Annotated in this window: 19 protein-coding genes; 11 read left to right on the top strand and 8 right to left on the bottom strand. The window is 61.9% G+C overall.

Going from position 1 to position 21,490, the window contains the following annotated elements:
* Positions 1 to 93: 93 nt before the first annotated feature.
* Both QM716_RS22270 and QM716_RS22265 read left to right on the top strand, forming a co-directional pair.
* Positions 94 to 1,422, top strand: coding sequence for a diacylglycerol/lipid kinase family protein (locus QM716_RS22270; protein WP_283306294.1), 1,329 nt, complete (start codon positions 94 to 96; stop codon positions 1,420 to 1,422).
* 113 nt (positions 1,423 to 1,535) lie between these two features.
* On the top strand, positions 1,536 to 3,110 hold the full coding sequence (locus QM716_RS22265; protein WP_283306293.1) for a carboxylesterase/lipase family protein: 1,575 nt from the start codon (positions 1,536 to 1,538) through the stop codon (positions 3,108 to 3,110).
* A 10-nt stretch (positions 3,111 to 3,120) separates the two neighbouring features.
* Here QM716_RS22265 and QM716_RS22260 read toward each other — a convergent pair whose 3' ends face one another.
* Positions 3,121 to 5,073, bottom strand: a complete 1,953-nt coding sequence (locus QM716_RS22260; protein WP_283306292.1) for an AfsR/SARP family transcriptional regulator — start codon at positions 5,071 to 5,073, stop codon at positions 3,121 to 3,123.
* 98 nt (positions 5,074 to 5,171) lie between these two features.
* Here QM716_RS22260 and QM716_RS22255 point away from each other — a divergent pair, with 98 nt between their 5' ends.
* Complete coding sequence (locus QM716_RS22255; protein ID WP_283306291.1) at positions 5,172 to 6,050, top strand: alpha/beta fold hydrolase; 879 nt, start codon at positions 5,172 to 5,174, stop codon at positions 6,048 to 6,050.
* Here the strand turns inward: QM716_RS22255 and QM716_RS22250 are convergent, their stop codons facing one another.
* Positions 6,051 to 7,028, bottom strand: coding sequence for an ABC transporter substrate-binding protein (locus QM716_RS22250; RefSeq protein WP_283306290.1), 978 nt, complete (start codon positions 7,026 to 7,028; stop codon positions 6,051 to 6,053).
* Between the two features lie 244 nt (positions 7,029 to 7,272).
* Between QM716_RS22250 and QM716_RS22245 the strand changes: the two genes are divergently transcribed.
* A complete protein-coding gene (locus QM716_RS22245) occupies positions 7,273 to 8,826 on the top strand; it encodes an MBL fold metallo-hydrolase (protein ID WP_003942885.1) in 1,554 nt (517 codons plus the stop codon).
* 14 nt (positions 8,827 to 8,840) lie between these two features.
* Positions 8,841 to 9,512 carry a YoaK family protein gene (locus QM716_RS22240; RefSeq protein ID WP_283306289.1) on the top strand — a complete coding sequence of 224 codons (672 nt, stop codon included), beginning with the start codon at positions 8,841 to 8,843 and terminating at the stop codon, positions 9,510 to 9,512.
* A 24-nt stretch (positions 9,513 to 9,536) separates the two neighbouring features.
* Here QM716_RS22240 and QM716_RS22235 read toward each other — a convergent pair whose 3' ends face one another.
* On the bottom strand, positions 9,537 to 9,974 hold the full coding sequence (locus QM716_RS22235) for a DUF2867 domain-containing protein (RefSeq protein WP_283306288.1): 438 nt from the start codon (positions 9,972 to 9,974) through the stop codon (positions 9,537 to 9,539).
* A gap of 53 nt (positions 9,975 to 10,027) precedes the next feature.
* On the opposite strand from QM716_RS22235, the gene QM716_RS22230 reads away from it, so the two are divergent.
* Together QM716_RS22230 and QM716_RS22225 are read left to right on the top strand one after the other, a co-directional pair.
* Positions 10,028 to 10,600: a TetR/AcrR family transcriptional regulator gene (locus tag QM716_RS22230; protein ID WP_283306287.1), complete on the top strand. Its 573-nt coding sequence runs from the start codon at positions 10,028 to 10,030 to the stop codon at positions 10,598 to 10,600.
* Positions 10,601 to 10,779: 179 nt separating this feature from the next.
* Complete coding sequence (locus QM716_RS22225) at positions 10,780 to 10,908, top strand: hypothetical protein (protein ID WP_003943237.1); 129 nt, start codon at positions 10,780 to 10,782, stop codon at positions 10,906 to 10,908.
* 60 nt (positions 10,909 to 10,968) lie between these two features.
* Here QM716_RS22225 and QM716_RS22220 read toward each other — a convergent pair whose 3' ends face one another.
* From QM716_RS22220 to QM716_RS22205, 4 genes are all read right to left on the bottom strand, one after another.
* The gene (locus tag QM716_RS22220; RefSeq protein ID WP_283306286.1) at positions 10,969 to 11,571 is read right to left on the bottom strand and encodes a hypothetical protein; all 603 of its coding nucleotides are present in this window, start codon (positions 11,569 to 11,571) and stop codon (positions 10,969 to 10,971) included.
* A gap of 344 nt (positions 11,572 to 11,915) precedes the next feature.
* Positions 11,916 to 12,989 carry a nitrilase-related carbon-nitrogen hydrolase gene (locus tag QM716_RS22215; RefSeq protein WP_283306284.1) on the bottom strand — a complete coding sequence of 358 codons (1,074 nt, stop codon included), beginning with the start codon at positions 12,987 to 12,989 and terminating at the stop codon, positions 11,916 to 11,918.
* Positions 12,990 to 13,038: 49 nt separating this feature from the next.
* The gene (locus QM716_RS22210; protein ID WP_283306283.1) at positions 13,039 to 14,475 is read right to left on the bottom strand and encodes an amidase; all 1,437 of its coding nucleotides are present in this window, start codon (positions 14,473 to 14,475) and stop codon (positions 13,039 to 13,041) included.
* On the bottom strand, positions 14,472 to 16,205 hold the full coding sequence (locus tag QM716_RS22205) for an amidohydrolase (protein ID WP_283306282.1): 1,734 nt from the start codon (positions 16,203 to 16,205) through the stop codon (positions 14,472 to 14,474). Before QM716_RS22205 ends, QM716_RS22210 begins: the two co-directional genes overlap by 4 nt.
* Positions 16,206 to 16,382: 177 nt before the next feature.
* Between QM716_RS22205 and QM716_RS22200 the strand changes: the two genes are divergently transcribed.
* Positions 16,383 to 17,120 (top strand): response regulator transcription factor, encoded by a 738-nt coding sequence (locus QM716_RS22200; protein WP_283306281.1) that lies wholly within the window; start codon positions 16,383 to 16,385, stop codon positions 17,118 to 17,120.
* Positions 17,121 to 17,144: 24 nt separating this feature from the next.
* Here the strand turns inward: QM716_RS22200 and QM716_RS22195 are convergent, their stop codons facing one another.
* The gene (locus QM716_RS22195; protein ID WP_283306280.1) at positions 17,145 to 19,067 is read right to left on the bottom strand and encodes an O-acetyl-ADP-ribose deacetylase; all 1,923 of its coding nucleotides are present in this window, start codon (positions 19,065 to 19,067) and stop codon (positions 17,145 to 17,147) included.
* Positions 19,068 to 19,145: 78 nt separating this feature from the next.
* Here QM716_RS22195 and QM716_RS22190 point away from each other — a divergent pair, with 78 nt between their 5' ends.
* The 3 genes from QM716_RS22190 to QM716_RS22180 all read left to right on the top strand — a co-directional run bounded on the left by QM716_RS22190 (position 19,146) and on the right by QM716_RS22180 (position 21,488).
* Positions 19,146 to 19,826 carry an NUDIX hydrolase gene (locus tag QM716_RS22190; RefSeq protein ID WP_283306279.1) on the top strand — a complete coding sequence of 227 codons (681 nt, stop codon included), beginning with the start codon at positions 19,146 to 19,148 and terminating at the stop codon, positions 19,824 to 19,826.
* A gap of 61 nt (positions 19,827 to 19,887) precedes the next feature.
* Positions 19,888 to 21,012, top strand: a complete 1,125-nt coding sequence (locus tag QM716_RS22185) for an NAD(P)H-dependent amine dehydrogenase family protein (RefSeq protein WP_283306278.1) — start codon at positions 19,888 to 19,890, stop codon at positions 21,010 to 21,012.
* A complete protein-coding gene (locus QM716_RS22180; protein ID WP_283306277.1) occupies positions 21,009 to 21,488 on the top strand; it encodes a carboxymuconolactone decarboxylase family protein in 480 nt (159 codons plus the stop codon). The genes QM716_RS22185 and QM716_RS22180 overlap by 4 nt, the downstream gene beginning before the upstream one ends.
* Positions 21,489 to 21,490: the final 2 nt, after the last annotated feature.

Genomic DNA, 21,490 nt, shown 5'->3' with positions numbered 1-21,490 from the left:
TCCGAGGGCAGGTAATCGGCTAGTCCTGAGGAAGCAGACACGGAAGCATCAACAGTTGAATAACCGACGAGGCGAACTGCGGGAGGTGGCTCGATGACGACCCCCGTCCGCACGGATCGGCCCTCGTCGAAACAGAGTTGGTTGGCGCGCGCGTCATTTGCGGCGTTGGTTCTGGCGGTTGCGGTGCTTCTGGTCTTCGCCGGCTTGAAGACCTTGACGATGCTGCTCCTGGGGATCGGCGGGGTGATTGTCTGCGTCGTAGCGGTGTACTGGTTTCTGACGACCCGCGGGTTTCTCCGCTGGATCTCGTTGGCGGTGGCGGTACTGACGCCGATCGTGGTGCTCACCTTCCTGGTCCGAGAACGCCTCCTGTGGGTGGTGCTGCTCGCGATCGGGTTGCTCGTCGTAGCCGGTATCTGCGCCCGCGCCGCCTTGGAGGGGGAGGAGAAGGAATTGCCGGTGGTCGAGCGACCGGCACCGCCGCCCACCAAACCGTTCCTGGTGATGAACCCGAACTCCGGCGGTGGCAAGGTCGAGAAGTTCGACTTGAAACGCAAAGCTGAGGAACTGGGTGCCTCGGTGGTGCTGCTCGAGGGGCCGGAGAAGATCGACGTGACGGCATTGGCCAGGCAGGCGGTCGCGGACGGCGCCGATCTGCTCGGCGTTGCCGGTGGTGACGGAACTCAGGCACTGGTTGCCGCCGTCGCGGCCGAACACGACCTGCCCTTCCTTGTCGTCAGCGCCGGGACGCGCAACCACTTCGCCGCGGATCTGGGTCTCGACCTCGAGGATCCGTCACGGTGCCTCGACGCGCTTGTAGACGGCGTCGAGGTCACGGTGGATCTGGGAAATGTCGGCGGTAGAACCTTCGTCAACAACGCATCGTTCGGGGCATACGCCGAGGTCGTCCAGAGTCCGGAATACCGCGACGCCAAGACCAGCACCTTCCTGCAGATGCTCCCGGATCTGCTCGCCGGACGTGCCGGAGCGGTACTGACCGCCCGCTCCCCGAGCGTGTCCGCGGTCGGGCCCCAGGCGGTGCTGATCAGCAACGGACCCTACGAGATGAACGACTTGGCGGGACTCGGACATCGGCCGCGATTGGACCGGGGCACTCTCGGGATCGTCGCGATCTCCGTCGGCAGCGCCCGTCAGGCCGTCGGGTTGCTCCATCGGGCGCATCAACACGGTCTGGCTCAGGGCACCGGATTCGAGGTGATCATCGACGCCGACACCGACGAAATTCCGGTCGGCGTCGACGGCGAGGCTCTCGTGATGCCAACTCCCGTCAGGTGCACAGTCAGCCCACAAGCACTACGGGTCAGAGTCCCCCGAGATCGTCCGGGCCTCCGTCGACCCAGGCACGCCTGGGATCTGGTCCGGTTGCGAGAGTTGGCGAAGTTCACGAAATCCGGCGCATGACCTGGCCGATGGCCTTACGTGACTGCCAGCAGATTGAATCCGGCAAATATGTCCGTTTTATACCGGATGCTGGCAGCATCGTATGCCCATACGGATTCTCGAGGAGCAACCGAATGACGATCACACCCAGCGAAGCGCCGGTAGTCGAGACAACGTACGGGCCGGTTCGAGGATCGACGAAAGGTGCGGTATCGAGTTGGAAGGGGATCCGCTACGCGGCGCCTCCGGTCGGTCCGCTGCGATTTCGCGCGCCGGTTCCGCCGCAGCCGTGGACCGAGATCCAGGACGCAACAGAATTCGGACCATGTGAGCCGCAAAGTCGACTCGCGATGATCCCGCTCGGTGAGAACGTTCCGATGGACGAAGACTGCCTGTTCCTCAACGTGTGGGCGCCTGGCCCCGTCGGTTCTGATGCGCCGGGTAAACCGGTCATGGTCTGGATTCACGGCGGCGCGTACTTCCGCGGCGCATCCAGCCAACCACTCTTCGACGCAACCACATTGGTTGAAAACGGTGACGTTGTCGTAGTCTCGATCAACTACCGGATCGGGGTGTTCGGCTTCGTCGATTTCTCGTCCTTCAACTCGAGTGAACATATCTTCGAGCCCAATGTCGCCCTCCGCGACATGATTACAGCACTGCAGTGGGTTCAGGACAACATCGCGGCCTTCGGTGGCGATCCGAATCGAGTGACGCTGTTCGGTGAGTCGGCAGGCGGCGGCGCCGTGACGACGCTGATGACCGTGCCGTCCGCGCGTGGCCTGTTTCATCGCGCCATCGCCGAAAGCTCTCCCGCTACTTCGGTATACGGGAGTGAACGTGGCGAGATCGTCGCGAAGCTGTTTCTCGAGATCTTCAGCGGCGGCGGCGATCTGGGCCTGTTGCGGTCCACGTCCGCCGAAGACTTGGTTGGGCCTTCGGACGAATTGTTTGCTCGCGTCCCTCAGGAGACACCGGGAACTCTTGCGTTCGCGCCTATTGTCGACGGTGATCTGCTCCCCGACTACCCGGTGCGAGCATTCCGTCACGGCAACGCGCACCCGATTCCGCTCATCATCGGAACCAACAGGGATGAGTCTTCGCTCTTCCGGATGATGAAGTCGCCGTTGATGCCGATCGATCCCGTCGTGATCACGTCGATGTTCGCGGAGATCGCCGACGAGCACCCAGGGCTGGAGTTACCCGATCATTCCCAGATCGAAGGTGCGTATTCGGGGCTGTCGAAGCTGGGTGCCGGCCTCGGTCTGACCCGTGACTTCGGATTCCGTCTGCCGACACTGTGGATTGCCGAGGCGCACGGCAAGATTGCACCGACGTGGTTGTATCGATTCGACTACGCGCCGCCGATGCTCAAGGCGCTGAAGATCGGTGCGACCCACGGCACCGAACTTGCCTACGTCTTCGGCAACATCAATCACGGAGCACGGGACATCACCTACAAATTGGGTGGGCTGAGCGCGGCGCGTCATGTGTCGGAGCGCATCCAGGCTCGGTGGCTGGATTTCGCCAGAGCTGCAGGTGATTACGACACCGGGACCGATCGTGAACTGGGTACAGATCCAGGGTGGCCCACTTACGACACCGACACACGCTCGACACTGTTGATCGACAAGCACGATGCCGTCGTCGCTGACCTCGACCGCGAGATCCGGGAGGCATGGGGTGACACGGTGATCGCATTCACCTGATGGGCCCGGTCTAGCCCAGCTTCGCGAGATAGAACGAGACAGGTCCCGCAGTGAGCATTCCGCTTCCGGCGCCGGCAATTTCGGCTGCGGCAGGCAGGAGTGCCGCTCGGGCTTGCTCCTTGGCTCGACTGTCGCCGACTGCAATCGCCGCAGCAGCAGTCAGGCACCACAGTGCCTCGGAGAGTAGGTCTTTGGGCGGGTCCGGCAATGCATCCACCGCCTGGGCGGCCTCGTTCACCTTTCCGTGTGCGAGAAGGAGGTGTGGCCGGGCCCAGGGTTCGTACGGGCCCCACTGCGTCGTGGCGTCGAAAGTTGCCGGCAAACCGTGCCACACTCGGAGTGACAGAATTGCGAGAGGGAGTATGCCGTCCGCGAGTCCGGGCATGCCGGAATCGGAAAGGTTCACCGCCGCAGCTTCGTACAGCTTCTCACAGTGCGCCGCTTCCGCGCCGGTAGCGGCCGTTCGCATTGCGCGAAACCAGGTGGTGAACACCGCTGCCAACGGCCGCTCGTGACGGCCGGCCAATCGATCAACTGTCTCGGCATGTAGCTCTGCTGCATCGAATTGCCCCAGTGCGCTGAGGGCTTGCATGCGGATCAGATGGCCGAGGATCTCGAAGGTCTCCAGGCTGTGTCGAACGGAGAGGTCTATCAGTTCACGGCCGATGCCGTCGCGCTCGGAGGCCAGGCCGGTAGTCCAGAACGTCTGCATGAACAACCCGTTCAGAGCGAACACCAGGAGTCCTGGATCGTCGAGAGCGCGACCGATCTGTACTGCAGCACGGGCACATTCGAGCCCACGATCACTGGGCAGTCCGCGCGATTCGAGTGCGATCGTCGCCAACAGTCTGGCCCGAGCGAGTTCGTTGCCGTCCGGAAGGCGATCGAGGGTGCGCTGAGCGGTCTCGACGATCTGCGCAGCCTGTCGAGGATCGTCGGATCGTGTCCAGATTCCCGGCACGTCGTAGTTGCCGATGATCCGTGCGGTGAGTTCGACATCGTCCAATTGTTCAGCGGCACCGATGATTGTCAGTCGTTGGTTTCGGGCAGTCTCGAGTCCGCTCCCGCCCGCAACTGCCAAACTTCGGAGCAGGCCTACGGTTGACTCCAATCTCGACTTCGATCCCGCCGCTAAGGTCCGGTCGTACGCTGCCGACACCCGAGCAAAGATCTGTTCTGCCGCTACAGGATCCAGGTAGTTCTCTCGGCGAAGAATGTCGGACTCGAGGTCGGTCAGTCGTGAACCGGGGTCGATGCCCAGCTCTTCGGCGAGTAACTTTCGTGCGCGACGTAGGACTGCCAGTGCATCGCCCTGACGGTCGGAGCGGTACAGTGCGAGAGCCAGCAATCGCCAACCATCTTCTCGCCAAGGGTGTTCCGTCACATGGGCATCCAGATCGGGAATCGCTTCCGCGGCTTGCCCGAGTTCCAGTTGAGTGGACGCCATTCGTTCGACGCCCGTCAGACGCAGTTCCTCCAAGCGCGATCGCTCCGATCGTGCCCAAGGCTCTTCGGTGAATTCCGCGTACGCTGGCCCTCTCCACAGCTGGAGCGCCGTTCGGAGCAGTTCGAGTGATTGCGCTGGCGTCGAATCGGCGGCTTCACGCACCAGTCTTTCGAATTTCCAAGCGTCGACCGCGTCGGGTGCCGTCTGAAAGGCGTAGCCGGGCCCCTCGGTCATAATGACTTTCGGCTTCGTTCGCGGCGCGCGATCCGGTTCGAGCGCGCGCCTCAGTGCGGAAACGAACGTACGTATTGCGCTGGTCGCACCGGCCGGAGGATCGACCCAGAGGTCGTCGACGATCACGTCCACCGGAACAACACGTCCGCGGGCGACGATCAGACGAGCGAGGACGGCTCGGTGTCGTGGGCCCTTCAGATCGATCTGGTGTGAAGACTCGTTCCACGCGACCACAGGTCCAAGAACTCCGAAAGCCGGGCCTTCAAAGGTGTGGTCTCGCATTTGCCCACGTTATCGCGCTCATCGAATGCTCATCGACTCCGGCGAGGCTGGTTGCCATCACCCCAACTTGCCATCACCCCGACAAACGAGAGCGACCGATGACGATCACCATTCCAGGCTTCGAATACCAGCAGATTTCTACAACAGACGGGGTGAGGCTCAACGTCGCGGTCGGTGGAAGCGGAACACCAGTCGTCCTTCTTCACGGCTTCCCTCAGACTCACCTCATGTGGCGTCACGTCGCCACCGCATTGGCGTCGGATCACACCGTCATCTGCCCGGATCTCCGCGGATACGGAGCCAGCGACAAACCGATCGAGGAAAACGCCAACACCTACTCCAAAAGAACAATGGCTACCGACATCGTCGAGGTGGCGAAGAAACTGGGACACGAGAAGTTCGCCCTCGTCGGCCACGATCGTGGCGCACTGGTTGCCATCAGAGCGGGGCTGGATCATCTAGATGTGATCACGCAGCTCGGTTCGTTGGACGTGCTCCCCACCTTGGATATGTGGGACATCCTGCACGGATCGAATGCTGCCGTTGCATTTCATCTTTATCTCATGGCCCAGCCACCCGGTCTGCCCGAGCAGATGATCAGCGCCAGCGCCGACGCGTTCTTCGAGTACTTTCTCGACGTGTGGACGCAGAACCGCGAAGCAATTCCGGCTGACGTGCGGGCCGAATACTTGCGGGCTTCACGGGAGGCGGTGCCGTCGATCGTTGCCGATTACCGGGCGTCGGCAGGCATCGACGTCGAACACGATCAGGCCGATCGCGATGCGGGCAACCAACTGCACATGCCGGTCACGGTCATCCAGCAGGACTGGGGTTCGATGCTCGGCTACGACGCCGAGGCCCTGTGGAAAGCGTGGGCGCCCGATCTCGAGCACCGCACGCTGTCCGCTGGTCACTTCATGGCGGAGGAGGCGCCTACCGAAGTGGTCGACGCGATCCGTGCCCTGCTGAAGAGGTAGTCAGCGCTTGATCCCGGCCGCCAAGTCGTCGACCAAGACCTTGGCAGTCAAGGCGTATCCCGCGGCCTTGTAGTAGTCGAACGGAATCACGCGACCGGTCTGTGCGGCGGGCAGGCGCTGCCACGTCGGCGAGGTGTACACGCTGCCGGAGGCGCCGCGATCCAAGGCGAAGATGACGTCGGCTTCTTCGAGACGGTTGAACTGCTCCGACCCGAGCATCACGCGAAGGTCGGGGCCTTCACGGAGCACCTCGAACCCGAGGTCCTCGGCGACGGCGGTGCGGAAATCGTTCTGGAACCACGCGATCTGATCCTCTGCGGCGGCAACGAAGGCAACCTTCTTACCGGCCATCAGCGGTTCGACGGTCGGGCGGACCTGAGCGAGATGGGCGTCGTACTCGGCCAGTACTTCCTCGGCGCGATCGCTGCGCCCGATGCCGGTGAGGAAGTCCGACATGACCTTGCGCCATTCCGGGGTGAAGTCCTTGCCGACGGGCAGTACCGGTGCGATCTGCTGCATCCGGTCGTTGCCGTACGACCCGGTGTCCCACCAGCCTGCGCTGAGGACAAGGAGGTCTGCGCCGAGGGTCGAGATGTATTCGAAGTTGGGATCCGAAGCACCTTCGGCGAAGATCTCGACTCCGGTGGCATCCGGGACCTCGCGGCGCAGGTGTTCGGCTGCGCCGGTCGGGTAGGCGGTCACCGGGTATCCGGCGAGGATCGACAATTCAAGGCCGTCGCGCGCGTCGAGGGCAACCACGTTCTGTGGGTCCGTCGGAATGATCAGCTTCTCGTCGCCGCGCGTGAACTCGAAGGTCTCCGCGTTCGCGGGCGTCGAACTTTCCGTGCTGCCGCAGGCGGCGAGAAACGCGGTCGCTGCGACGCCCGCGCCGACGCCGAAGAATCCGCGTCGCGTCAGGTTGTCCACGATCGCCCAGTAATCGCGATCGGTCGTGGAGGGAGAAAGGAGTCGAGTCATGCTTGTTAGGTTAGCCTTAGGGGCTGGCTTCGGGAATGCTGAAACAGCTCCCGCGAGCGCCAAGAAATACGGCGAACACGCCAGCGCGGCGAGTGTTGTCGGCGTCACGGGCCGGTCTGATTCGCAACCCACTTTCGTCCTCTGACGTGCATGACGTCACAACCGGCCGCCTCCTCGATCGCGATTCGGCCCTGATCGCGCCGACTATGCTGGACTGACCAGCAGTACGATTTCGGAGGTTGCAATGCAGATCACCAGCGTCGGCCACGCAGGATTTCATATCCAGACCGAGGCCGGATCCATCCTGTGTGATCCATGGGTGACCCCGACGTATTTTGCGTCCTGGGTGCCCTTCCCCGACAACACCGAGTTGGACTGGGACGCGCTCGGCAACTGCGACTACCTCTACGTCTCGCACCTGCACAAGGACCACTTCGATCCGAAGAATCTGATCGCGCACGTCAACAAGGACGCCACCGTCCTGCTCCCCGATTACCCGGTGCCGGACCTCAAGCGTGAGCTCGAGAAGCTGGGCTTCCACAAGTTCTTCGAGACCGAAGACTCCGTCAAGCACACCGTCAGCGGCCCCAAGGGCGACCTCGACATCATGATCATCGCTTTGCGCGCTCCCGCAGACGGTCCGATCGGTGACTCCGGCCTCGTCGTCTCGGACGGGGAGACCACCTGTTTCAACATGAACGACGCCAGGCCGGTCGACCTGGACCCGCTGACTGACGCCTTCGGGAAGGTCGACATCCATCTGCTGCAGTACTCGGGCGCGATCTGGTACCCGATGGTCTACGACATTCCGAAGGGCACCAAGCGCAACTTCGGCAAGCAGAAGCGTCAGCGTGGCATGGACCGCTGCCGCAACTACATCTCTCAGGTCGACGCTGCCTGGGTTGTCCCGTCGGCCGGCCCGCCGGTATTCCTCGACGACGACCTGCGTTACCTCAACGACGATCACGGCGACGAGGGAAACATCTTCCCCGACCAGATCACGTTTCTCGAGCAGATGCGCATCAACGGCAACGATCGCGGTCTGCTGATGATCCCCGGCTCGGCAGTCGAACTTCGCGGAAGCGAAAAGGTCGCGCTGACGCACCCCATCCCGGACGCGGATGTCGACAAGATCTTTTCCAACAAGGCCGAGTACATCGAGAAGATGGCGCAGAAGATGGCCCCGGTCATCGCTGCGCAGAAGGCCACGTGGGCTCCGGCCGAAGGCGAACCGCTGCTCGACGGTCTCAAGGCCAAGTTCGAGCCGATCATGGCTCAGTCCGATCTCATCTGCGACGGAATCGGCTACCCAGTCGGACTCGTGATGGGGGAGGAGACCGTCGTTCTCGACTTCCCGAAGCGGATCGTTCGCGAGCCCATCGACGGAGAAGGCAAGTACCGCTACGGCTTCCGCATCGCTCCCGAACTGGTTCGCACCGTTCTGCGCGACGACGAGCCCGACTGGGTCAACACCATCTTCTTGTCGACGCGCTTCACGGCGTGGCGTATCGGTGGCTACAACGAGTTCCTCTACACGTTCTTCAAGTGCCTCACCGACGAGCGCATCGCCTACGCCGACGGTTGGTTCGCCGAGGCCCACGACGACAGCGCGTCTATCGAGTTGGGTGGGTACGAGATTCAGCGTCGTTGCCCCCATCTCAAGGCGGATCTGTCGAAGTTCGGTGTTGTCGACGGCACCAACCTCACCTGCGATCTGCACGGCTGGCAGTGGGATCTCGAGACCGGCCGCTGCAAGACGTCCAAGGGCCACGAGCTGCGCACCAGCAAGCTGAGCTGAACCGAGCTCGTCGGGTGACGGGATACAGCAGGTCGCTGATCGGCCTGGCGACAGCGCTCGCCGGGCTGGCCGGTTACGTCGACGCGCTCGGATTCATCACGCTCGGTGGGCCTTTCGTTTCGTTCATGAGCGGCAACATGACGCAGGCGAGCGTCGCACTTGCCGACGGAGTGTGGGCGACCGCGCGCGTGGCCGGCGGGATCATCGTGCTCTTCCTCCTGGGAATCGCGTTGGGAACCGTCGTCACCCACTTCACGGAGCGGTACTCCGTCCGGACCCGGAAGGTCACGGTGCTCGCGGTTGTGGCCGGCCTGCTTGCCATCGGTTCGGTGATGAGCAGCCTCGACGTCACCCCTGGCGCGATCTCGGCGATGGCTTTGGCGATGGGAGCCGTCAACTCGGTGTTCCAGCGCGACGGCGAGGTGACGATCGGCGTCACCTACATGACCGGTGCGCTGGTCAAGATGGGCCAGCGTCTCACCGGAGCCTTTCTGGGCGGCCCGAAGTGGGCGTGGCTGCAACACTTCGGGATGTGCGCGGGGTTGATCGCCGGAGCAGTAATCGGTGCGTTGGTTCATCGATGGATCGGTCTTCACGCTCTGTGGCCTGCATCGGGATTCACGGTTGTTCTGATCGCCGTTGCCTGGCGGGTCTCGCCCCCGGCGCCGGCACAGGCACAGGCGTAAAAGGGCTGCGAGCTCGACGGTTGATCACGTGCACAGTCTCTTTCGCGCCGACGTCATCATTGCCCGCGTGATCACGCCGTGCAGTACCTGAACGGGTGCGAAGTAGATGCGGCCCGCGCGGTTCTTCAGCTCCACCGCGGTGACGACGTGTAGGAGGCCGGCGTCGTTGTCGGCCTGAACCGAGGCGACGAATCGTAGGTGTTTCTCGTCCGCTTCGATGAGGGCCTCGCCGTCGGCGATCTTGTCGATGGCAAAGGTGTCGGGGCGTCCCTGGGCGATGCCGAGCAATCCGACTACCCGCTCCCTCAACCAGAACATCGCGAGAACTGGAGCGGGGACATTTCTGACGTCGAAGACGGCCTGTGCCCACTCCTCAGATGTATAGGTGGGAGCTGTCGGGATGGTGATCGTGGTGGCCTCTGCCCAGTCCGGCGCAGGCATGGCCTTGAAAGCGAGTGTCATTTCATCCTCCGTACGGTACCGTATGGAACCTACCCATACGGTACCGTACGGAGGTGACGAATGCCCGCGCTCGACTCTCTCGCGACCAATGGATCGATGCAGCTTTTCAAGCTCTGACCAGCCATGGCCCTGATGCAGTTGCCGTGGAAAAGGTGGCGCGCACGCTCGGATCGACCAAAGGGTCCTTCTATTGGCACTTCACGAACCGTGACGAGTTGCTGCAAGCTGCGCTCGATCGATGGGAAGTTTTGTCAACCGAGAGACTGATCGCCTCCGTCGAGTCCTCTGGTGAACCGGGGGAGGCGCGATTGCGTCTTCTGGTGGATTCAGTCACGACTGGATTGGCCGATCGCCGTGCGGAGTTGGAACTGCTTGCCGGGATCGACCATCCTTTGGTTTCGGCGGCGGTTCGGCGTGTCACCGAGCGTCGAGTTGCCTACATTGTGACGTTGTTGGTCGATCTGGGTATGGACAGACAGAAGGCGGAACATCGTGGTGTACTTGCATATTCGATGTACCTGGGGCAGATGCAACTGGTGCACAGTGCGCCCGATTCGGTCCCTCGCCGCGGTGCGGACCGTCACGCACTAGCCGACGAGTTCGTGAACATGGTTCTAGCCAAGTAAGTCCGCCGTCGAACGCAGCGTGATCTGCGCATCACCCTGCTCTTTCAGGTGAGGGACCACACATTGCGCGTAACCCACAGTTACAGATACTTTGAGATCAGCTTTAGTGGAGCGCCGGAGATGTCGGCATCTCCCGGAGGTGCAAAACCGTTTCACGACAGGAAGAAAGGTGACTCACCATGAGCGTTGTGCTTATTTCGTTGCTGGTCGCCGCTGGACTCACCGTGCTGGCTACCAGTGACGGTGCCGGTCTGGACTTCGGGAGTCGGCAGCTGAACCGCCAGTTGAAGACCCGCACGCACCGGTAACCCCGGAAAACGGCCGGTTCCACGCGATCCTTTGCGGAGCCGGCCGTTTGCGTTGTCCGGTCAGTTCACCCCAATATCTGCAAGCCAGGCCCGGGTGCTGCGGGCATTGATACCCAGGACATCGGCAGAACCCGTCGCCAAGTCGAACGCGACGTTGTCGGCAGATGCGAGTCCCGTGTAGAGCTGAGCAACCCCGGCTGCCGCGCCCGCCCCGATGATCGGTGTGATCGACGCACCGAACTCTTCTGGTATCACGGCTTCGAAAGTTACCGCGCGCGAGAAGTGTTCGGCGAACGCCTCGGCCAATTCGACACCGGTGACCGGCGGAATCTGCCCGATGTCGACTACGTCCGGTGCTACGGCGAGAGTCAAGGCCGCGACGGCTGCATCAGCGACATCGAGGTGCGAACTCCACGCGACCGCGAGATCGGCGCGCAGCGGATAACGCAGGACCCCTTCGTCTTTCGCTCCCGACAGCACGGCGGGCAGAAGAAGATTCTCGAGGAACAAACGTGGGGTCAGAACGGTCACCGCGATACCTTCGGCTCGAAGCCCGTCGACGAGCCCGGCGAGAATCGGTGTGTTGGGGCCGGCGAGCGTCGAAGTAGCGTCGCCGATCACGATGCCGCTGGTCGAGATCACGAACCGCGAAGGACGGGCCACTTTCGCTGCTGCCAGAACATTCCGGGCGTAACGCGAGTGTCTCGATGTCCCCGGCAAGGGGAGGTGGAAGAGCACCCTACTCCTCGGCGCATCAACGTCGACACCGTTCACATTCTCCTTGAGTAGCGCCCGAAAAACATCGAGCTCTCGGCTGAAAGCCGGGTCCGGGAACCGGCCTCGCGCTGACAGAGAAGCGAAGGCGTCTTGTCGTCTGCTTACCACCAGCTCAAACCCTGGAGAGGGGTAGAACACAGAGCGAGCTGCAAAATATGCGATTCGGACAAATTGTTGGACAAACGTCCAATCGGCGAAATTTCTCTACTCGCTGGCCGCTCTGCACTGCTTCAACGTGGTGTGATGTCCGCGCTGCGGAAGTTGTATGCCGGTTCCCGGTACGCCCCGCGGGTGAGCAGTCGGGCGATGTTGGCCCGGTATATCTCGTCGGCTTCTGCATGGAGAACGGGATCACTCTCGAGCCACAGGTTTGCAGGATGAATCGGTTCGTCGTACATACGACGGAAGAGTTCGGTACGGAGGTCTTTGAGCCAATTGGAGTTCAGGTTCATGACGCGGAACTGGCGCAACGCTTCGATGTCGATCACGCCCGACACGATCGAATTGTGCCCGGAGACGGTGTGGCCGAGTACCGCTCCGTTGTAGTCCACGACGTGCGAATTTCCTCCGGCGATGTCGAATGACTGTGTCGCCGACTGAGTCGGATAGACCGGTCCGGTGTTCGGGCAGATCATGTACAGACTGTTGAAATGCGCGTGTGCACGGTTCTGGAGGAGCCAAGTTCCCCCGGGATCAGGTCCTGATTGCGTCATCGGAACCGCCTCGCTCGGACGGTACACGACCTCGGCGCCTTGAAAAGCTAAGGCGCGTACTGCTTCCGGATACTCTCCGTCGCTGCAGCAGATGGTGCCGATCGAACCGATGTCCGGAGTGTGCAGCACGGGATAGAACGCGTCGATGCCGTCGCCGAACAGTTCGGTCCAGCGGTCGTACACGTCGTGAGGCGTGCAGGAGCGTTCACGGCACCAGACGTGATTCTTCGTGGCGCGATGTACCGCTTCGCCCGCAGGGGAGATCACCACCATGGAGTTGAAGAATCGATCGGTCATGACCTCGGGCCACCTCGCCTTGCATTGAGCGATGATGTAAACCCCGTACTGCTTGGCGAGTCCGCCGAGTCGGTCTGTCTCGGGGCCGGGGATGTCGATGAACATCTCGCGCGCGGCCTTCACATGAGGTATGTCGAAGGCTTCATCCCCGAATCCGGTCAAGGCACCTTCTGCCAACGCAATCAGTTTGACCGGCATGTTGATCGAAACCGTCGACACCGCAGCGTGAATCGCTTCCTCCACTACGTCGAGGTTCGCGTTGATCTGCGATCGGTGTTCGATGTTGCGCACCACTGTCGACAGACCAATCGCTGTATAGGGTGCAATCGGAGTTGCGACCGAGTCAGCATTCACCGGCGTTCACTTCCGGTATACGGTGCGCCCACGGCACGACCTTCTCCAATTGGGATGCAACCGCGATCAGGGTGCCCTCCTCACACATGGGTGCGGCCAGTTGAATCCCGATAGGCAACCCCGAGCGCGTGGAACCCAGCGGGAGGCTGATTGCTGGTCCGCCCGTCGCATTGAAAAGTGGAGTGAATGAACAGACGCCGAACAACTTGCGTGTCCATTCGCTCGGGGAGAGTGATGCGTCATTCGAATCGAGTTCGCCCAACAGTTGGGGTGGTTCACCGAGCGTCGGCGTGAGCAACAGATCGTAATTCGTGAAGAATGTTCCGACCGTGCGGGACACCTGGTTGAAGACGCCGAGCGCTCCAGCGAGCTGAATGGCCGTGACTTCGCGCCCATACTCCACGCACGCCAGGGTTGTAGCCTCGAGGTTCTCGGGGCCGGGAGTCACGCCGAAAGCTCCGGCCAGTGCGTCTACGCCTTCGGCAAGAGAGACACTCCAAACCGGCAGGTTGGCATCGACGAACTGATCCCAGTCGAAGACCGGCGTGTCGGGCGTGACGTGATGCCCGAGCCCCTCGAGGACCGTGCCGACCGCGGACACGACATTCGCGACTTCGATGTCCACCGGGTCCCCGGACCACGACCGAGTATGGATGGCAATTCGTAAACGCCCTGGAGCACGGTTGATCTCGTCTATGTAGGGTCGTGTGGGATCACGAATCACGTATTTGTCGCCGGGGGCGGGCCCGCTCACGGCATCGAGTAATGCGGCGCAGTCGCGCACCGACCGGGTCAGTCCCAACTCGGCGCCCAGCCCTGACAGCGGTTCGCTCGAGTCGGGACCCACCGGTACGCGACCGCGGCTCGGTTTCAGACCCACCAAACCGTTGGCAGACGCCGGAATTCGGATCGACCCACCACCGTCGGTGGCGTGAGCGATGGGAAGGGCTCGCGCGGCGACCAATGCGGCTGATCCACCGCTCGAACCACCGGCGCTGTGTTTGTTGTCCCACGGATTGCGCGTCGAGCCTTGAGCAACAGGTTCGGTGTTTCCGTTGAACGCGAATTCAGGTGTGGTGGTCACCGCCACGGCAGCCAATCCGGCAGCCCGGAATCGTGTCATCAATTCGGTGTCGTGGGGAAAGATTGCACCTTCGCCCGCGAGCCGACTTCCGAACCGGGTCGGTACTCCAGCCGCGTGTACGGCGAAATCCTTGAGTGCAAAGGGAACCCCCGCAAAAAATCCCTGTGCGTTGCAATCGAGTGCTCGATCCCACGGACCGTCGACCACGGCGTTCAGCGTCGGATTGACGGCCTCGATCGCGGTGCGTGCTGCCTCGCGAACTTCGTCAACGGATACCTGCTTTTCGCGAATCAGTTCGGCGAGGCCCGTAGCGTCATGTTCGATGTACTCATTCGGCTTCATCGAAGATCCCTCTCGGCGGCGGGGAGGGTGGCATCGTCGTGAACTATGTTTCCGCCCAGCATGGTTCGATGCACACGGGTGTTCTTCAAGTCGTCGAGATCGCAGGTCGACGGATCGCGGTCGACGAAGATGAGGTCTGCGTGATTGCCGGGGCGGATGGATCCGATTCCGTCCCATCCGAGGATCTTCGCAGCGCTCGTTGTCCACATGGCGAGAGATTCCTGGCGAGTGATGACCTGGTCTGGACCGTCGTTTCTCAGGTCGGTGCCGGCAATCTCGTGCGTGTGGGCAAGTGCAATCTGTTCCCAAGGACTCTTCGGTCCCCAGTCCGACCCTCCGGAAACCTCGAGGCCTGCGTCGAGTAGACGCCTCAATGGGACCATGTCACGCCAGACGTGTCGGCCGATCCGCTCGTCATACATTGCACCCTTGCCCCATGCGAAGCCGACAGAAGTGGTGACCTGGAACCCGAGTGCCTTGTACCGGCGAACGTGATCCGGGCTGATGGTGATCGCGTGCTGCAGAATCCACGCCTTGTCTCGAAAATCGTGTTCGGTGACGACACGCTCGGCGATCTCGAGAAAATCGTCGTGCTCACGGTAGGAGCCGATACAGATGTTTGCCCGGATACCGTTCTCCGCGCAGAATCGGACGTACGATTCTTCTTTCTTCAGTGAGACGAAGCGATTTCCCTTGGTGGGTCTGCCGAATGGATCGGCGTAGGTTTCGTGCATCGCGAAATGCCCTGCAAAACAGGGTCCCCCAGGGCTGATGGTCATACCGTCGATTCGAAACATGTCGTCGGCGGTATCGGATGACTGTGGCGCAAGCGATTTCAATCGATCGTCGAACTCGTGCGGCGACAACGGTTCGAACGGATAGAAAATAACCGACTCCACGTCGTGAGTCGCCTGGACCCGCATGGTGAGCAAGTCAGATGCGCGGAGATGCTGATACATCTGTATGTGGATCGGTTCCATGGCGTGTCCCTCGTACAAGGTGGTGACACCGCGGGCGGAGAAGCGAGCCATTTCGTCGAGTACACCGGGTACTGCGTGATCGGGATCGAGTGGGGGGAGCTTGAGAAGGATCTGTCCCCAGAACGGGTCGTAGGTGTAGTAGTTGTTCACCGGTCCGCGAAGTATTCCCGTCAATCGTCCGGCTTCGTCCTTGTCGATCTCCACGTCACACACTTGATCGGGGATGAAGTCCGACAGACCGACAGCACGCAGGCCGGCGCTGTTGAACGCCACGATGTTCGGGGTACGCGGTGCCCACGCCTGGATGAGCACAGGGTGGTCGGTTGTTGCCTGGTCGAGGACATGACGGTCGGGCAAGCGTCGCTCGGCAAGGTCGCGCCACGATCTGCGGATGAAGTAGTGGGCTTCACCGACGGGCGTGCAGATGATCCACTCACCGGGCGCTGTGACGGCTGCGCGAGCACTGATTCGCTCGACGATATCGGCATGATCGACGGCATCGCTCAGATCGACGAGGCCGCCTCGCAGCGCGCCGAAGTGCATGACGTGCGGGTGCGTGTCGATGAGTCCTGGCATGACCACTGCGTCACCGGCTTCCATGATCTGGGTGTTCGGGCCAGCGGACTCGACTAGGTCGGAGAACCTACCCGACTCGAGGATCACGCCATTGTCCACGAGTATCGCTTCCACGACAGGGTTCACATCGTCGAAGGTCAGTATCTTCGACGATCGGATCAGTGTTCTGCTCACGTGGACCTACCTCCGTGCATCTCGACGAGTCCACCGCGTGTGGCTCGTCAGGTAGTAGCACTCTATGACTGGCCCACCTGGGGGGAGAATCATCCGAAAGGATGAAGTCCGATCGGTCTTGACCAGTGATTATGGCCGCAGGTAGCGTCGTACTGGTTCGTTGTGGAGGAGTGCGATATGTCGGTGGTTCAGTCGGAATTCGTTGAACCGAATCTCCAACCGATCAGGCGCAACAACGAGTTCGCACGCAACACCGAATTCAAACGCAACGCGATGGAGTTTCTTGCCAGGTTTGTCCGCGTGTCTGGGATGGTTTTCTACTCCGTTGATCGCAGCATGAATGCCGACACGCACGTGTTCGATCGGGTGTGTCCTGAGGAGAATGGCCGCTACACCGGTCACTTCCACGAGTTGGACCCTTTTCATCCGCGTAGGTTCGCCGAATCGGGCGCCGACCTCGCAACGTCGAACGACATCGGCCAGCGGTTCGACAAGACCGACTATTACGCAGGCTTCTTTCGCCCGATGGGGTATCGATACGAGGCTGAACTGTATCTACGTCATGCCGGACGTATCGTGGCCGGGGTTTCCCTGCTCCGAAGTGCTCGTGACGGTGACTTCTCGAGGGAAGAGATCCAATTTCTGCAGAAGTCCCACGGATTCGTCGAACAGTCCTACTGCATGCTGGCCCAAATGCCCAGTGCGCCGAATGCTTCTGCATTGCAAGAACATTGGAAACTATCTGCTCGGGAGCGCGACGTCGTCGAACTGCTGGCACAGGGTGCAAGCAATATCGACATCTCCCGTGCGCTGTTCATCAGCGTCCCGACCGTGAAGAGTCACCTGCAACACGTGTATCGAAAGTCGAGCGTGCATTCACGTACCGAGTTGGTGTCACGTCTGGTGCACGGCTGAGTGTGGTGACTGCGCCGCTGGTGGTCAGGCGATGGCGCGGCGCATCAGGTCTGCAGTCTCCTTGTTGAACGCGACCAGTGTGACTGTCTCGACTTCGGTCTTCGCCGCGCGAATCGCTGAAACAGCTTGTCGGACGGCATCTTCCTTCGGCCAGCCGTAGACCCCTGCCGAGATCAACGGAAAGGCGACGGTTCGTGCGCCGATCGAGTCGGCGACGGCGAGACTGCGGGTGTATGCCGACCGAAGCAATCCGGATCGGTCCTCGGAGCGCGAATATCTTGGGCCGACGGTGTGAATCACGGCCTTGGCGTGGAGCTTTCCCGCGGTGGTGGCTACGGCCGCACCCACCGGCAGGCCGTCGGGAAGACTGGTGTTGCGCAACACCTCGCAGGCCTTCAAGATCTCCGGCCCTCCGGCGCGGTGGATCGCGCCGTCGACACCGCCACCACCGAGGAGCCTCGAATTGGCCGCATTGACGATGGCGTCGACGGTCAGCGTCGTAATGTCACCTTCGACGACTGTAACGACGGGCATTGATCCTCCTGTGTCTCCGACGGCTATGTGTCCGACGGCTGTGTTCCAGAGTTCACGCTTCGGACGAGCCCACGGCATAGCCGAGCGTACGTCGTTGGGATCACGTCCGATCAACATCGAGTATCGCGCCGCGACCGACGGTGTGCGACTGTGCGCCTGAACGCAATGCAGAAGTACGCGCTTTCCCTCAGCCCGCAACGTCTGGACAGTGCGCGCTGCGTCGTCGAGAACGAACTCGAGGTTGGCGTTGGAATCATGACCGTCGTCGACCAACCAGAACTCGACGTGATCGGAGCTGACCGGTCGGGTTCCCATGCGGCACAAGCTGACCACGGCGTCGTAGTCTGCAGTGGCCAGCGCATCGACGCCTCCGAGCATGACGCCGTCGTCGTGCGGGTGCGTCGTCAGGTGGTGGGTCCCGCGGAACCTCGAGTAATCGAGTTCTGCCGTCGACGGCCAACCGTTCTTGTCGTCGGTGCCGCCGCGCACAGTCTTGATCGCCAGGCGAACCAGATCGGAGGAACGATATCCCGGCCAGCCGTGCATGATTCGGCGCCAGCGCGCGGGAACCGCCGATGCTCCCCAACGGGCGCCGAGCAACCCGCCTGCGATAGCCGCGGTCGTGTCGGTGTCCCCGCCGGCGCGTACGGCCGCTTCCAATGCGCGCTGAAGGTGACGAGCATCGGAATTGTCCGTGGAGGTGATTGCCCACCAGGCAGTCTGAAGTGCATGTACCACCCAGCCGTTCTTGGAGAAGTCCCGCGGGTGCCCGGTTTCGGCCTGATCGAGCAGCGGGCCCCAGTATTCGGCGACCTCCTGATCGGCGACCGAGAAGAAGCCTCGAACGCCGTCGAAGTTGCCGACGACAACGGCATGACGGATGGCGTGGGTCCACAACTCGCACGCCTGTCCGGCACGCGGGTCGTCATGCGTGAGTGAACTGATCCGGTGCGCGGCCGCCATGGCACCGTCTGCATCGTCCAAGTAGGAGAGGGCGACGGGAGCGGTGCGCATGAGCGAGCCGTTGCCGGCCTTGCGGCCGCTGATCGCTCGCGCACGATCCGCCATCGCCGCTGCGCTTTCGGAGCGGGCAGACAACACTGCTAGCGTCTGGTTGCCGATGTCCGCGGGCTTCGAGTCGTACCACCGGATGAACTGTGCTGCAATGGCATCGAGACCGCAAGGGTTTCCGATATCGATTCCTGTCGCGGCCACCTCGGCGATCGCAACTGCCATCGAGGTGTCGTCGGTCCATTCTCCCGGCGCCCAATTGAACGGGCCGCCACCGATCATGTCGATGGTGACCTCGGCCTTCGGATAGGTGAATTCGTAGCCGGCGCCGAGTGCGTCTCCTGCTGCGGTGCCGAGCAGAACGCCCGCCGCTCGATCGGACTGCTGTGCGGTGAGTTTCATAGCCACCTCTTCGGTTCGGGGTGAGAGTTTGATCAAACTTACGCTAACTATAGATCATGTTTGAGATAACATGCAAGGGTGAATAAATGGACAGACACGAGCGGTAAGGCATTGACGGACTATCCACGTCCGTCTGTGGCGGTGGACGTCGCGGTGCTGACGTACAGCGGTGGATCCCTGAAAGTTCTGGTTGTTCGGCATCGTCTCGGCTCGCTGGCGCTACCGGGAACGTTTCTGCACGAACGCGAATTGCTCACGGCCGCAGCCGATCGTGCCTTGTCGGTCAAGGCCGAGTTAGCCGAGACCAGCTTTCACCAGTTGGCGATTTTCGACCGACCGGATCGCGACGACCGCGGTTGGGTTCTGTCGGTCGCGCACACCGCTGGCCTAGCGGAATCGGCTCTGCCCGATTCAGCGCTTCTCGTCGATGTGTACGACCACGAGGCAGTGAGCGGACTCGCGTTCGATCACGCCGACATGGTGCGACTCGCGGTCACGGACCTACGCACGAGGTATGCGTCGTACGTGGATCCGGACGGATTGTCGGGCGGATTGTTCACCGTCGCCGAACTCAGAGGACTCTACGAGGTGATCTTCGATCGTCCGTTCCAGAAGGACAGCTTCCGCCGGCAGGTGATCGACGCGCTCGAAAGTACCGGCGAGATGAGCAGGCCCGGGAACGGCCGGCCGGCCGAGACGTACCGGAGGCGGGGTGACGGCGCACTGACTGCGCAGGCAATGGCATTTTTGACCGGATAAAGTGAAACGAATTCTTGCGATTCTGCTGACCTGACGCGCTGAGCTGGGTAATGTCCGATTGATGGGTGCAGTTTCGAATGAAGCCGAGTCCAAGATTCCGACCATCGTGTGGGGTACGGGCAACGTCGGGCGTGCATCGATTCGCGCTGTGACAGCCAATCCCGCCCTCGAACTTGTCGGCGTCATCGTTGCCAACCCGGCGAAGGTCGGGCGAGACGCAGGTGATCTTGCCGATTTGGGAGTGCATCTGGGTGTCGCGGCTACCGACGACGCCGAGGCCGTGCTCGCCGCGTCCCCAGGCGCGGTGGTCTACGCGGCGTCCGGTGACATTCGGCCCGATGACGCGGTTGCCGACATCACTCGGGCACTGGCCGCCGGAGCTGTGGTGGTCACTCCATCCGTTTATGCGCTGTACGACCCGAAATCGGCACCTCCGGAACTTCGTGATCCCGTCGAAGCAGCTGCCAAGGCAGGCGGCGGCGCTCTGTTCGTTTCCGGTATCGATCCGGGTTGGGGCAACGACATCCTGCCGATTCTCGTCAGCGGGCTTGCGGGGACGATCGATCAGATCCGGTGTCAGGAAATCTTCGACTACACGACCTACGAACAGCCGGATTCGGTCCGCTACCTGATCGGGATGGGTCAGCCGATGGACTACGAACCTCCCATGGTCGCGCCCAGTGTGCCCACCATGGTGTGGGGCGGACAGATTCGGCTCATCGCCCGGGCACTCGGGGTGGAGCTCGACGAGATCCGCGAGACCTTGCTGCGCCGCCCACTCGAGGAAACCGTGTCGACCGAACATATGGGGGAGTTCGCGGCCGGCACCCAGGGCGCACTGCGATTCGAGGTTCAGGGAATCGTCGGCGGGGAACCCTTGATCGTGATCGAACACGTCACGCGTATTCATCCGTCCTGTGCCCGCGATTGGCCGCTCCCGCCCGACGGTGGCGACGGTGCGCACAAGGTGATCGTCGAAGGACGACCACGAATAGAGATCAACGTCGAGGCCACTGATGAGGGTGGAAACCGCGCGGCCGGCGGAAATGCCACGGCCGTAGGACGTCTCGTCAACGCAATTCCGTGGTTGCGTCAGGCCGAACCCGGTCTTTACGACGCGCTGGACGTTCCGCTCACACCAGGCGTCGGCAAGCTCGGTGCCCGAAACTCGGAGGTACTCACATGAACATCGACATTCCCGAAGGCAAGAATCCGATCGGCTACGTGTGGGGTGAGATGGTCCCCGGAATCGGGCCTGCAGCGGCTGGATTTTCCCAAAAGGTGTACACGGACGGCACTCTCGGCCTTCGGGAATTCGAAGCGGCCCGGCTTCGGATTGCTCAGATCAACGGATGCATCTTCTGTCAGGACTGGCGCACCGAGCGCGACGGCGAAACGGTGGAGTCGACGTTCGATCAGGCTGTCACAGACTGGCGCACCACCGATGCCTTCGACGACAGGACACGTCTCGCCGCCGAGTACTCCGAGAGATACGCTCTCGACCACCATGGACTCGACGACGAGTTCTGGGAACGCATGACCGCGCACTACTCCCAGCGGGAAATCGTCGAGTTGAGCATGTGCCTCGGATCGTGGTTGGCCTTCGGCAGGCTCAACCACGTCCTCGGCCTCGACACTCAATGTGTGTTGCCCGGTAACTGAAC

Source organism: Rhodococcus sp. IEGM 1409 (assembly GCF_030056735.1).
In the GTDB taxonomy this organism is placed as follows: domain Bacteria; phylum Actinomycetota; class Actinomycetes; order Mycobacteriales; family Mycobacteriaceae; genus Rhodococcus_F.
Note: the sequence above shows the minus strand (reverse complement) of the source record. Positions and strands in the feature narration are given on the sequence as shown.

What these genes read in the sequence shown, in the direction of transcription:
- QM716_RS22270 (WP_283306294.1), top strand. Translation starts at nt 94, where the DNA reads ATGACGACCCCCGTCCGCACGGATCGGCCCTCGTCGAAACAGAGTTGG.
- QM716_RS22265 (WP_283306293.1), top strand. Translation starts at nt 1,536, where the DNA reads ATGACGATCACACCCAGCGAAGCGCCGGTAGTCGAGACAACGTACGGG.
- QM716_RS22260 (WP_283306292.1), bottom strand. Translation starts at nt 5,073, where the DNA reads ATGCGAGACCACACCTTTGAAGGCCCGGCTTTCGGAGTTCTTGGACCT.
- QM716_RS22255 (WP_283306291.1), top strand. Translation starts at nt 5,172, where the DNA reads ATGACGATCACCATTCCAGGCTTCGAATACCAGCAGATTTCTACAACA.
- QM716_RS22250 (WP_283306290.1), bottom strand. Translation starts at nt 7,028, where the DNA reads ATGACTCGACTCCTTTCTCCCTCCACGACCGATCGCGATTACTGGGCG.
- QM716_RS22245 (WP_003942885.1), top strand. Translation starts at nt 7,273, where the DNA reads ATGCAGATCACCAGCGTCGGCCACGCAGGATTTCATATCCAGACCGAG.
- QM716_RS22235 (WP_283306288.1), bottom strand. Translation starts at nt 9,974, where the DNA reads ATGACACTCGCTTTCAAGGCCATGCCTGCGCCGGACTGGGCAGAGGCC.
- QM716_RS22225 (WP_003943237.1), top strand. Translation starts at nt 10,780, where the DNA reads ATGAGCGTTGTGCTTATTTCGTTGCTGGTCGCCGCTGGACTCACCGTG.
- QM716_RS22210 (WP_283306283.1), bottom strand. Translation starts at nt 14,475, where the DNA reads ATGAAGCCGAATGAGTACATCGAACATGACGCTACGGGCCTCGCCGAA.
- QM716_RS22200 (WP_283306281.1), top strand. Translation starts at nt 16,383, where the DNA reads ATGTCGGTGGTTCAGTCGGAATTCGTTGAACCGAATCTCCAACCGATC.
- QM716_RS22195 (WP_283306280.1), bottom strand. Translation starts at nt 19,067, where the DNA reads ATGAAACTCACCGCACAGCAGTCCGATCGAGCGGCGGGCGTTCTGCTC.
- QM716_RS22185 (WP_283306278.1), top strand. Translation starts at nt 19,888, where the DNA reads ATGGGTGCAGTTTCGAATGAAGCCGAGTCCAAGATTCCGACCATCGTG.
- QM716_RS22180 (WP_283306277.1), top strand. Translation starts at nt 21,009, where the DNA reads ATGAACATCGACATTCCCGAAGGCAAGAATCCGATCGGCTACGTGTGG.